The sequence below is a fragment of the Suilimivivens sp. genome, from assembly GCF_037359455.1.
GTDB lineage: Bacteria > Bacillota > Clostridia > Lachnospirales > Lachnospiraceae > Suilimivivens > Suilimivivens aceti.
The window spans coordinates 23,299-34,918 of the sequence record NZ_JAXXXI010000028.1; the positions used below are offsets into that span (position 1 = coordinate 23,299).

The following is an 11,620-nucleotide window of genomic DNA, read 5'->3' on the forward strand; positions in this document are numbered from 1 at the left end:
GGTGCAAAAGATGAAATTAAACCTTAAGAAAATTGATGGAAAAAAGACCGGTATTTTCGCAGCCGGTGTTCTCTTTGGAACAGCGGGGATTAAAATTCTTTCCAGCAGGGATGCCAGGAAAGTTTATACCTACTGTACAGCTGCAGTACTCAGAGCGAAAGAATGCGTCATGAAAACAGCAACCAATATCCAGGAGAATGCAGAAGATATCTACGCAGAAGCACAGCAGATCAATGAAGACAGAGCTGCTAAATATGATGAAGAGTATTCTGCAGAAGCAAAGGCTGAAGAAGTGTCAGAGGAAGCTGCAGGCGAATAAGTAAGGCTATGAGATTTATAATAAAGCATGAAATCAGAGGCAGGATGCGGATCCATATCCTGCAGAGCAGAATGAGCTTTGAACAGGCGGATATCCTGCAGTATTATCTGGATGCAAAGGAACAGGTCATAAATGCAAAGATCCAGGAGCGTACTGCAGATGTAACGGTCAGCTATCAGGGAAGCCGGGAGGAGATCCTTTCTGTGCTGGAAGCATTTACCTATGAAAGGGCGCAGGTGCCGGAGGTATATCTTAAGAATTCCGGCAGACAGATGAACCGGGAGTACTGGGACAGGCTGGTCAACAAAACAGTGATCTATTTTGGAAACAAGATCTTTCTTCCCTATCCGATCCGGGCAGGGATCACCATGACCACTTCCGTAAAATACATCTGGAAGGGATTGACGACTCTTGCCAGGCGAAGGATTGAAGTGCCGGTACTGGATGCCACAGCGATTGGTGTATCTATTTTTAGAGGTGACATTTCTACGGCAAGTTCCGTAATGTTTCTTCTTTCACTTGGAGAGATCCTGGAAGAATGGACACATAAGAAATCAGTCGGAGATCTGGCACGGAGCATGTCCCTGAATATCAGCAAGGTATGGCTTGTCCGTGATGGGCAGGAAATTATGGTTCCTGTTACCGAGATCAGGAGTGGGGATCCTGTCAGGGTACATATGGGAAATGTCATTCCCTTCGATGGCTGTGTGATCGAAGGAGAGGCTATGGTCAACCAGGCATCCCTGACCGGAGAATCCGTTCCAGTCAGAAGAGCAGAAGGCAGTACCGTTTATGCCGGAACAGTTGTGGAAGAAGGAGAGATCACCTTTAAGGTAAAGGAGGCAAACGGCTCCAGCAAGTATGAGAAGATCATGGCGATGATCGAGGAGTCCGAGAAGCTGAAATCCTCTCTGGAAAGTAAGGCAGAGCATCTGGCAGACAGACTGGTGCCGTATACCTTCCTGGGAACCGGTCTTGTATGGCTGCTTACCAGAAATATGACAAAGACGATCTCCGTACTGATGGTAGACTTCTCATGCGCACTGAAGCTGGCGATGCCTCTTTCCGTATTGTCAGCGATCCGTGAGGCAAGCACCCATGATATTACGGTAAAGGGCGGCAAGTATCTGGAAGCCATGGCAGATGCCACAACGATTGTCTTTGACAAGACAGGAACACTGACCAAGGCGCAGCCTACAGTAGTAGAAGTGATTTCCTTCAATGAGAAGTTACCGGATGAGCTGCTTCGTATCGCAGCCTGTCTGGAAGAGCATTTCCCTCATTCCATGGCCAAGGCCGTGGTACGGGAGGCTGAGAAAAAGCATCTGGTACATGAGGAGCTGCATTCCAAGGTGGAATATATTGTAGCCCATGGAATTTCTTCCATGCTGGAGGATAAAAAGGTAGTTATCGGCAGCTACCATTTTGTGTTTGAAGATGAAAAGGCACAGATCCCGGCAGAGAAGCAGGAGCTGTTTGATCATCTGTCTGCAGAGTATTCCCACCTATATATGGCGATCGATGGAAGGCTTGCAGCTGTGATCTGTATTGAAGATCCGCTCCGTCCGGAAGCAGCAGAGGTGGTAAAGGAGCTGAAAAAGACCGGAATCACCAAGGTTGTCATGATGACAGGCGACAGTGACAGGATCGCAAGGACGATCGCAGAGCGTGTCGGTGTGGATGAATATTATTCTGAGGTTCTGCCGGAGGATAAGGCGGGCTTTGTAGAGAAGGAAAAGGCAGCCGGACGGAAGGTGATCATGATCGGAGACGGTATCAATGATTCACCGGCTCTTTCCGCATCAGATGTGGGAATTGCCATCAGTGACGGTGCCGAGATCGCACGGGAGATCGCAGATGTGACCATTGGCGCAGATAATCTGTATGAAGTGGTTACATTGAAGAAGCTGAGCAATGCACTGATGAAGCGGATCCGTAAGAACTATAAGGTGATCGTAGGAATCAATGCAAGTCTGATCGTCCTCGGCGTAGCCGGTGTGTTCCTGCCTACGACATCCGCACTTCTTCATAATACCTCAACGCTGGTGATCAGTATGAAGAGCATGAAAAATCTGCTTGGAAAAGAAGAGAATGAAGAGGAAGCTGCTCACGGGGAAATGAATCTGGAACTGGCAGTACAGTAAAAAGAAATGAGAAGGAAATATAACAGGCAGGCGGAGCTTTGGCTCCGCCTGTTTTCCATATATGAGATTTACTGCATCCGGAACTGTCTGGGTGTCATGCCGGTCAGCTTGCGGAACATGGAAGTGAAGTGGCTGGCATCAGCAAAGCCTACACGCTGTCCGATCATCTGGATCTGCAGCTGCCTGTTTGTCAGAAGCAGCTCTTTGGCACGGCTGATCCGGTAGAAGGTCAGGTATTCATAGACAGAACAGCCAAGGAACCGAAGGAAAAGCCGGGACAGATACTGCTGGGAGACATGCAGGGAGGCAGCAATCTGTGAAGCAGTCAGCTCTTCGTTGAAATGTACAGCGATCAGCTGCAGGGCAGGTGCAATATAGGACTGGTACAGAGGATGATCCTTGGCAGAATTGCCGCCGTTTTTGTCAGAAAGCAGGAGCATGAGGTGGTAACCTGTGACCGACAGAGCAGCGGTATCAACAGGAGATGCAGCCATAAGATCAGCACCTTCCCGGATCAGCTCCCGGATCGTTCCGGTATCAGAGGAAGGAAAGAAACGTACCTTGTCCTGGATCAGAGACGGAAAGGTATCTGACAGGGTGCCGGTGAAGGTGACAAAGGTGGTGATCCAATCCGCACCTTCTGCATGGTAGGAGTGAGGAACAAAAGGGGCGATCAGAAGTCCATCACCCTCTGTAAGCAGGAATGTCCTGCCGCAGGCAGCAAATGAGCCACAGCCCTGTTCAGTTTGTAAATAGTGATAGAGTGGATAACCCTCCGGTCTGTCCCAGGGCTCCTGATGCCAGTCAAAACCTGCGGAATCAAGCGTAAAAGGCTCTTGCAGAGGAGTGTTCCTGAAAAAAATAGGCATAGTACTTCTCCTGTTTCAAAATGTTATAGTTATTAGTTTATCATGTTACACACGAAGCTGTAAAGAACAGTTATAATCAGCATTAAGAGAAGCTGTAAAGAACAATAAAGGACATAAGGAGAAATAAATATGGCAGGTAAATTTCAGAGAATTTTGTATGGCGGGGATTATAATCCCAATCAATGGCCGGAGGAGGTCTGGAAGGAAGATATGAGAATGTTCCGCAAGGCCGGTATCAACAGTGCCACGATCAATGTTTTTTCCTGGGCGAAGCTTCAGCCCTCAGAAGAAACTTATTATTTTGATGAACTGGATAAGATCGTAGACATGCTTTCTGCAGAAGAGGATGATATTGTCATGGCAACCTCTACAGGTGCCCTTCCTGCATGGATGGTAAAGCGCTACCCGGAGGTGGCAAGAACTGATTATGAAGGCAGACATCATAAGTTCGGACAGCGTCATAATGCCTGTCCTAATTCCCAGGTTTACCGGAAGTTTATGGTCAGCCTGACGGCAAAGCTGGCAGAACGCTATGCACATAACCCTCATATTACCTGCTGGCACATCAACAATGAGTACGGCGGAGAGTGCTACTGTGAGAACTGTGAAAAGGCATTCCGTGTCTGGTTGAAGAAGAAATATAAGACAATCGAGGCTGTCAACAAGGCATGGAATACTGAATTCTGGGGACATACCTTCTATGATTTTGATGAGATCGTACTTCCAAATGTCCTGGGTGATGGAATCGGGACCGAGGATACTGCATTTGCAGGTCTTTCTATTGATTATAAGAGATTTAATTCCGACAGTCTGCTGGAAAACTACTGCATGGAGAGAGATGCCATCAAGGCAGTCAATCCGGATGCGCTGGTGACCACAAACCTGATGGGCACATACAAGGGACTCGATTATTTCAAATGGGCGAAGGAAATGGATATTGTTTCCTGGGATAACTATCCGGCACTGGATACCCCCTGGAGCTTTACAGCCATGACCCATGATCTGATGAGAGGATTAAAGAAAGAGCCCTTTATGCTGATGGAGCAGACACCCAGCCAGCAGAACTGGCAGAAGTACAATTCACTGAAGCGTCCCGGACAGATGCGGGCACAGAGCTACCAGACGCTTGCGCACGGAGCAGATACCATTCAGTTTTTCCAGCTCCGCAGAAGTGTGGGCGGCTGTGAGAAATTTCATGGTGCGGTGATCGCCCATGCAGGAACAGAGAATACCAGAGTATTCCGTGAGGTATCGCAGCTTGGAGAAGAACTGGCAAGACTTGGCAGGGATATCCTTGGAACAGAGAACCGGGCAGAAGTAGCCATGATCTTTGACTGGGACAATTACTGGGGACTGGAATATACAAGCGGACCTTCTGAGGATCTGAAGTACGTGGATCAGATCCATCAGTATTACCGTTATTTCTACGAGCACAACATTCCGGTAGACATGGTATCAGCAGAGGATACGTTTGCTGGCTACAAGGTAGTGGCAGCGCCTGTTCTTTATATGGTAAAGGAAGGCATGAAGGAAGCACTGACTGCTTTTGTAAAGCAGGGTGGTATCCTGATCCTGACTTATATGAGCGGTATCGTAGATCAGTCTGATAATGTATATCTTGGCGGATATCCGGGTTCCCTTCGTGAGCTTGCCGGCGTGTGGGTAGAAGAAATTGATGCCCTGTTCCCGGATCAGAAAAATCAGATGATCTTTGCAGATGGCAGAGAGGCGGAATGCGGGCTTGTCTGTGATATCATGCATCTGGAAGGTGCAGAGGCACTTGCTGTATATGGCAGTGATTTTTATAAGGACAGTCCGGTTGTAACAAGGAATACCTATGGTGCAGGAAGCACCTATTATATAGGAAGTGATCCGTCAGAGGAAGGAATAGAAATGATCCTTGACAAAGTCAGGGAGGAGGCCGGTATCAGCGGTGCATCTGGGGAGAAAGCCAGACTTGAGATCGTCAGCAGGTGGAATGGCGAACAGGAATACGGCTTCCTGATGAATTTCACCGATCAGGTGCTGCCGGTTCCAGAGAGGTTTGCAGGAAAAGAAGACCTTCTTACAGAAAAGGTTGTTGAAAGTGGTGAAACCATGAAGAAATATGATGTAAAGATCGTAAAGATGTAATAGAAGAGTTCCAGGGCTCCTGCCATACGGCGGGAGCCTTTTTTGAGGAGGCTTTTTCCTTCATTTTTATAATGACACAAAATAGAGGAAATGCTATAATAAGACTGCTTTACTGGGTTCACCGGCACAAAACGGGGAAAACTGTATAAAGTGAATAATAAAAGGACTTCTGTTTTATGAAAATAAATGTGAATGGATATGAAATTGCCTATCAGATAACCGGAGAGGGCGAGGATACGGTAGTGATCCTGCAGGGCTGGGGTACGGAGCTTGCTACCTACAATTCAGTAGCGGCCTGTATTTCAGACAGATACCGGGTAGTGCAGTTTGATTTCCCGGGCTTTGGGGCAAGCGATGAGCCAAGAGAACCCTGGGCGGTAGAGGATTATGCAAAGTTCTTTCTGGATTTCATGGCTGCTCTTGGCATTCAGAAGGCAACACTGATCGGTCATTCCTATGGAGGAAGAGTCATCATACGGCTGGCAGCAAGAGAGAGCCTGCCCTTTACCATAGAGCGGATCGTACTGATCGACAGTGCAGGGATCCTGCCAAAGAAAACCTGGAAACAGAAAATGAAGATCAGACGTTATAAGGTGCTGAAAAAGGTCGTAAACCTGAAGCTGGTATATGCCATCTGTCCGAGACTGATCGATGAATGGAGGAACCGTCAGGGATCAGCCGATTATCGGAATGCATCGCCCATGATGCGCCAGTGCCTTGTGAAGGCAGTCAATGAGGACCTGACAGAGCTTCTGCCAAGGATCAGACAGGATACCCTGCTGATCTGGGGAGATCTGGATACGTCAACACCGATCGCTGATGCGAAGCTCATGGAAGAAAAGATCCCCGGGGCAGGTCTTGCAGTGATTCCCGGCACCGGACATTTCAGCTTTCTGGAGAACCCGGCGCTGTTCCGGAGCATTATGCAGGCATACTTTGCCTAGACGGGGAATAAAACGAAAAGAAAGGTGCTTTTACCATGATAACCATTACAGCCATCAGTATCCTCTGCGCCGTGCTGACACTGCCGGCATTCTTATATGTGCTGCGCTATAATCTGCATATGTTCCAGTTAAACGGGTACAAAAATGGAGAACATATCCACTGGCTTAAGAAAAATGTAAGCAGACAGTATCTGCTGATCCTGATCGGGATCTCCGGCATCCTAAGCATGTGCCTGCCGGGTATCGTGACATTGCTCCTGCAGACTGCCGCAGTCCTGATCTGCATGAAGTATTATCTTTATCTGAAGAAAACCAATACCAAGAAGAAGCTGGTCTATACAGCCCGTGTGAAAAGGCTGATACTGACGGACAGCATCCTGGTGATTTTACTGCTTGTTCTGACAGGAGTATTTCTTGGAGTCAGCAGGATTGCCGGTGCGTTTGCCATTCTGACTATGCTGCAGATCATTGCACTTGTGATCGTAAACTGGATCAACAGGCCGGTGGAGGGCATGATCAACCAGCACTACATCAATGATGCGAAAAAAAAGCTGCGGAGTGTGCCGGATCTGACCGTGATCGGTGTGACCGGAAGCTATGGCAAGACCAGTGTGAAATATTATCTGGATACCTTATTAAAGGAACATTTCGAGGTGCTGATCACACCGGAGAGCTACAATACCCCCATGGGTGTTGTCAAGACGATCCGCAGTTCCTTAAAGCCCTCCCATCAGATCTTTATCTGTGAAATGGGTGCCAGACATGTAGGGGATATCAAGGAGATCTGTGATATCGTTCATCCTGAACACGGGATCATTACTTCCGTAGGCCCCCAGCATCTGGAAACCTTCTTTAATATGGACAATATTGTAAACACCAAGTTTGAGCTGGCGGATGCCCTGCCGGAGGTGGGGCTTCTTTTCCTGAACGGGGATAATGAATATATCAGGAACCACAGTGGTAAATACAAAAATAAGATTTTTTATACTACTGGAGAATGGGCGAAGGCCAGGGAGCTGGAAAGCCAGATCGAAGAGGGAGAGGTTCCCCAGTATTATCAGACAGGGGACGTGAAGCTTTCCCGTACCGGTACGGAGTTCACTGTGACAGCTCCGGATGGAGAGAAGGAAACCTTCCAGATGAGGCTTCTTGGTGAACACAATGTGATCAATGTGGCAGGTGCTGTTGCGGTGGCGAATACACTTGGTATTCCGCTGAAGCAGCTCAAGGTTCCGGTCCGCCGGATCCAGCCGGTCGCACACAGGATGCAGCTTCTGGAAAGAGGAAATTATACGATCATTGATGATGCGTTTAATTCCAATCCGGTAGGCTCCCGGGCAGCTGTAGAGACATTGAAGCAGTTTGAGGGAGTCCGTATCCTGATCACACCAGGCATGGTAGAGCTTGGAGAAAAGGAAGAGGAATACAATTACAAATTCGGTACCTATGCGGCAGACTGCTGCGATTATATCCTTTTAGTAGGGGAAAAGCATACAGCCCCCATCCACAAAGGGGTACTGGAGAGCGGATTTTCACAGGAAAGATGCAGAGTATTTGAAAAGCTGGAGGATGCTCTGTCATTTGCATATAGTATTAAAGCTGAAGGCCATAAATTTATTCTGCTGGAAAATGACCTTCCGGATAATTATTAAGGAGGCAGTTCATGAAAACAAGAGTGGCAGTAATGTTTGGTGGAAAGAGTGTGGAGCACGAGGTATCCGTCATCTCCGGAATCCAGGCGATCATGAGTATGGATCAGGAGAAATACGAGGTTATTCCCGTATATCTTACCAAGAAAAATGAAATGTATGTAGGCGAGGAGATCGGCAAGATCGAGGCCTATAAAGATATTCCGGGACTTTTGTCAAAGTCACAGAGAGTAATCCTTGTGAATGAGGACGATCACATCGTGCTGATGCCCTATCCGGTGAAGCTGTTTGGCAAAAAGAGCATAGAAGTGGATATTGCATTCCCGATCGTACATGGAACCAATGTGGAGGACGGTGCCCTGCAGGGCTATTTAAAAACGATTGGTATTCCCTTTGTAGGCTGTGACGTGACGGCCTCTGCCCTTGGCATGGATAAATACGCATCCAAGGTGGTGCTGAAGGAGAATGGTGTTCCGGTGCTGGATGGCTACTGCTTCACTACATCCGATTATGCGGAGATCGACAGCATCCTTGATAAGGTGGAAAAGGAGATCGGCTATCCGGCTATCGTAAAGCCAGTAGATCTTGGCTCCAGTGTGGGGATCAGTGTGGCGAGAAACCGCAGTGAGCTCACCAATTCCATTGATGATGCGTTCCTTTATGCAAGAAAGATCATCATTGAGCATGCGATCACAAAGCTCCGTGAGATCAACTGCGCCGTACTTGGAGATGAAAATGAGGCGATTGCTTCCGAATGCGAAGAGCCTCTGCATACCAAGGATATCTTAAGCTATGAGGATAAATATGTAAGCAATGCCAAGGGCAGCGGCTCAAAGGGCATGGCAAGCGTGTCCCGTAAGATCCCGGCAGAGCTCTCTCCTGAAAAGAGAAAGGAAGTACAGGAGCTGGCAGTAAAATCCTTCCAGAAGCTTGGCTGTAATGGTGTAGCCAGGATCGACTTCATGATCGATGAGGAAAATGGAAAGCTTTACTTTAATGAGATCAATACCATTCCGGGCTCCCTGGCCTTTTACCTGTGGGAGCCTGTAGGGATCAGCTATCCGGAGCTTCTCGACCGGATGATCCGGCTGGCATTAAAGAGAGTAAGGGAAGAGGAAAGCATAACCTTCTCCTTTGATACCAATATCCTGAACCAGAATTCCCTTGGCGGAGTTAAGGGCGGCAAGATGGGAAAGCTGAAAGCACCCTTGCAATAAGAACAGAAGAGGAGAAGACAGATGAGACAGAATAGTAAAACAAGAAATATGGCAGTCACAGGCATGCTGGTGGCAGCAGGCCTGATCATTCCTTTTGTTACCGGACATGCTTTCGGCGTTCCCGGTACTGTGCTGCTTCCCATGCATTTACCGGTATATCTGATGGGAATGCTCTGCGGACCACTTTATGGGCTGATCGGGGGCATCATTACACCAATCCTGTCCAGTATCCTGACCGGAATGCCGGCACCTTACCCGATGCTTCCGGTGATGATCGGTGAGCTTGCAGTTTATGGACTCCTTGGCGGACTGTTTTATCATTCCGGAAAGCTGAAGATCTATCCGGCACTGCTTGCAGCCATGATCCCGGGCAGGATCGTGCATGGGATTATCTTCGCCATTATGATGTTTGCAGGAAATAAGCCGGTTACCTTTGCCAGTGTATTTGCCTCCAACATCGATGGGATCCCCGGTACCGTGATCCAGCTGATCCTCATTCCGGTATGTGTGAAGGTGTTCGAAAAGCTGATGGAAAGAGAAGGAATGCCCGGCCGGTCAGATGCCCTGCAGTCAGTCCGTGAGCAGGCAAAGCAGCTGATCGCAGAAGGAAAGGCTTCCTTTGTCGTGATCAGACAGAACGAGATCGTATATCAGGATCTTGGCAATGGCATCCGCCCGATCATGAAGGTGATGGAAAATAACCGTGAGATCCTGTTTGATGCGGTGATCGTAGATAAAATCGTAGGAAAGGCTGCAGCCATGCTGCTTACTCTTGGCGGAGCCAGTGATATTTATGGAGAGCTGATGAGTAAAGCTGCAGAGGAATATCTGACTGCACATGACAAGAAGATCAGCTATGGAAGATGCATCCAGGTGATCAGCAACCGTACCGGAGATGGCATCTGCCCGATGGAGCGTGCCGTGGCAGATATCGATGATCCGGTAGAGGGATATGAAAAACTGAAGGAAACCGTGAAGCAGCTTTCCAGAAAAGCCATTTAAGACCATATAACGGAAAAACATTTATTGCATAATGAAAACTTCTATGCTACACTCAAACTAAAGCATAGAAGTTTTCTTATTTTCGGACAAAGTCCTTTCTTAAGATCAGAAGCCTTCCTGCCAGGAAGCGCTCTGATATTCTAAAAGATCAGAAAATCCATGCTTTTCAATCCAACATTAAATTGAACAGGCAGGGGATTTTCAAAACCCATAGAAAGCTCCTGCACGCAAAGGAGGAATCATATGGGAAAATACGATATGTGCATGAAGACGTATCTGCAGGACAAAAGGCGGTTTGCGGATCTCTTCAATGGCAGCTGCTTTCAGGGAAGGCAGGTCATCCGGGCAGAGGATCTGGAGGAGGCTTCGGAGAACTATGTGGCCGCGGAGGAAAAGCAGCCAGGAAAGCCACTGCAAAAAGGAACGGAGATCATCCGTGATGTGAAAATGAGGTACCGTTCAGGGATGATCCTGCAGGTGCTGGCGGTAGAAAACCAAAGCTACATAGACTATGGCATGCCGGTTCGGTGCATGGGCTATGATGCTGCAGAGTACAGCAGACAGCTGAAGGAGAGAAAGCAGGAACGGAGGCTTCTTGCAAGGCATAAGGAAGAACATAAGAAAGAGCTGAAAACCACCATAGATGAAAGACTTTCAGGGATCCTGAGATCAGACAGGCTACATCCGGTTTATACGATCTGCCTCTACAGCGGGGAGGAACCATGGGACGGGCCAAGGAAGCTGTCAGATATGATGGAGTTTGATCCAGAGGATGAGAATCTGAGAGTGTTATTTGAAGAATACCATTTGCATCTATTCTGCATTAATGAACAGAATGGGTTTGATACATTCCATTCCGGTTTAAGGCATCTGTTTTGTGCGATGAACTGCCGGAAGGATAAAGAGAGGATGGCAGAGCTGATGAAAAATGAGGCTTATTCTCACCTGAGCAAAGAAACCTGGGAAGCGATAGCAGTCATGACAGACAATGCAGCAATGCTTCAGAAGAAGGATAAGTATAAAACAGAAAACGGGGAAGAGGAGGAGTACAACATGTGTCAGGCATTGGAAGAACTGATGGAGGATAACAGAAATGAAGGAAGAAGAGAAGGCAGAAACGAAGGCAGTTTAAAAAAGACAAAAACCGTAATCAAAAATATGCTGGATCGGGGATATGAAATAGAGGATATCTGTGCCATAGCAGGATGTGAGGCTTCTTTTGTAGAAGAGGTGAAAAAGGAGCTGCTCCTGCAGTGACCTGAACTAAAACTGGAATAACGGAAAAACATCTTGAGTTTCCACAAATTGCAATTCCAAAATGAAAAGAATGTCCCAAAGCACCA

Annotated in this window: 9 protein-coding genes; 8 read left to right on the plus strand and 1 reads right to left on the minus strand. The window is 47.7% G+C overall.

Features of this window, described 5'->3' with window-relative positions; genetic code table 11:
* Window positions 1-10: 10 nt before the first annotated feature.
* Window positions 11-319, plus strand: a complete 309-nt coding sequence (locus WJQ40_RS03785; RefSeq protein ID WP_262574999.1) for a DUF6110 family protein — start codon at window positions 11-13, stop codon at window positions 317-319.
* A gap of 8 nt (window positions 320-327) precedes the next feature.
* On the plus strand, window positions 328-2,463 hold the full coding sequence (locus tag WJQ40_RS03790; RefSeq protein WP_337537976.1) for a heavy metal translocating P-type ATPase: 2,136 nt from the start codon (window positions 328-330) through the stop codon (window positions 2,461-2,463).
* 68 nt (window positions 2,464-2,531) lie between these two features.
* On the opposite strand, the gene WJQ40_RS03795 is transcribed toward WJQ40_RS03790, so the two are convergent.
* Window positions 2,532-3,332, minus strand: a complete 801-nt coding sequence (locus WJQ40_RS03795; RefSeq protein ID WP_337537978.1) for an AraC family transcriptional regulator — start codon at window positions 3,330-3,332, stop codon at window positions 2,532-2,534.
* 129 nt (window positions 3,333-3,461) lie between these two features.
* Between WJQ40_RS03795 and WJQ40_RS03800 the strand changes: the two genes are divergently transcribed.
* The 6 genes from WJQ40_RS03800 (at window position 3,462) to WJQ40_RS03825 (ending at window position 11,534) form a co-directional block, all read left to right on the plus strand.
* The gene (locus WJQ40_RS03800) at window positions 3,462-5,465 is read left to right on the plus strand and encodes a beta-galactosidase (protein WP_337537979.1); all 2,004 of its coding nucleotides are present in this window, start codon (window positions 3,462-3,464) and stop codon (window positions 5,463-5,465) included.
* 176 nt (window positions 5,466-5,641) lie between these two features.
* Window positions 5,642-6,409 (plus strand): alpha/beta hydrolase, encoded by a 768-nt coding sequence (locus tag WJQ40_RS03805; protein WP_337537981.1) that lies wholly within the window; start codon window positions 5,642-5,644, stop codon window positions 6,407-6,409.
* A 35-nt stretch (window positions 6,410-6,444) separates the two neighbouring features.
* Entirely contained in the window at window positions 6,445-8,061 is a 1,617-nt protein-coding gene (murF, locus tag WJQ40_RS03810; protein WP_337537983.1) for a UDP-N-acetylmuramoyl-tripeptide--D-alanyl-D-alanine ligase, read from the plus strand.
* Between the two features lie 11 nt (window positions 8,062-8,072).
* Window positions 8,073-9,275 (plus strand): D-alanine--D-alanine ligase family protein, encoded by a 1,203-nt coding sequence (locus WJQ40_RS03815; protein ID WP_337537984.1) that lies wholly within the window; start codon window positions 8,073-8,075, stop codon window positions 9,273-9,275.
* A 21-nt stretch (window positions 9,276-9,296) separates the two neighbouring features.
* Window positions 9,297-10,277, plus strand: coding sequence for an ECF transporter S component (locus WJQ40_RS03820; RefSeq protein ID WP_337537987.1), 981 nt, complete (start codon window positions 9,297-9,299; stop codon window positions 10,275-10,277).
* Window positions 10,278-10,520: 243 nt separating this feature from the next.
* Complete coding sequence (locus WJQ40_RS03825) at window positions 10,521-11,534, plus strand: hypothetical protein (RefSeq protein ID WP_337537989.1); 1,014 nt, start codon at window positions 10,521-10,523, stop codon at window positions 11,532-11,534.
* Window positions 11,535-11,620 lie beyond the last annotated feature (86 nt).